Source organism: Nostoc sp. 2RC, from assembly GCF_014222165.1.
Lineage (GTDB): Bacteria > Cyanobacteriota > Cyanobacteriia > Cyanobacteriales > Nostocaceae > Nostoc > Nostoc linckia.
This window is the reverse complement of the sequence record NZ_JACKZU010000756.1, coordinates 1-890: the sequence shown is the minus strand read 5'-3', so window position 1 is coordinate 890 and position 890 is coordinate 1. Positions and strand designations below refer to the sequence as shown.

The 890-nt window shown below is 36.5% G+C and carries 1 protein-coding gene; it reads left to right on the top strand.

Annotated features, from left to right (window positions below):
• Nucleotides 1–308: 308 nt before the first annotated feature.
• Nucleotides 309–512: a hypothetical protein gene (locus GNE10_RS34850; protein ID WP_099071839.1), complete on the top strand. Its 204-nt coding sequence runs from the start codon at nucleotides 309–311 to the stop codon at nucleotides 510–512.
• Nucleotides 513–890 lie beyond the last annotated feature (378 nt).

Below are 890 nucleotides of genomic sequence, written 5' to 3'. Positions count from 1 at the left end.
GGGGAAGGGGGAAGGGGTAATAGGCAATAGGCAAGAGGATTCTAGATTAAGTGTACTGAGTTTTTTTCAAAGCGAATTTTAATTGCAAATTACGAATTAACACGAACATACCCTAACGATATTATGAAGCATCTACAACTATCTCAAGGCATAATTCAATCTTAATCACATCAGCCAAAAAACATTACATTCAATTCATCCTGACGAATAATCAAATATACAACCTTTGAAAGGTGTAATACTTGAAGAATTATTTGTATAAACTATATACGGTATCAACGAATACGGTTTTGAGGAAACAGTAAGGTATGAATGGCACACAAGCTGCTCTAAGAGATGAAGTGAGGTTACTGGCTGAGGAAGCTTTTCACCGGAGGCTAATTTCTGGGCATGGAGATGGGCCAGACATCAAAGAGTATCAAATTGTCTACCAAGGGAAACCCAGACATCTCCCACTAGAACAAGCACGTCTTTTTTTGAGTAATTTGCTTTATAGGAGCCAAATTCATTAAATTATTCATCAGGCGATTCGGGAATGAAATTTGAGGATTGATGGCAAATTTTTTTACACACACAATCAAATAGGAATTCTATCGCTAAAATAAAAATTAACGACTAAAGCTGCACAAAAAATCTGCGATCGCTAACTCAAATAACATCAATTATGCCTCTAGAAATATTTTCTAGAGGCTGTTAACGCACTGGGTAATTTAAATATCTGCTAAAAGTTATTACGGTTGAGGTCGTTAACTGTTGATTGTAAACCATCAATTTTTTCACTTGCAAGTCACTGTTACTTAGCAAACAACAGACTTTTTGCACTCTTGTGGTCAAAGGGATACATCTTTATTGGGCAAATGGAAAATACCAAACCCTCCCCCTTTCCCCCT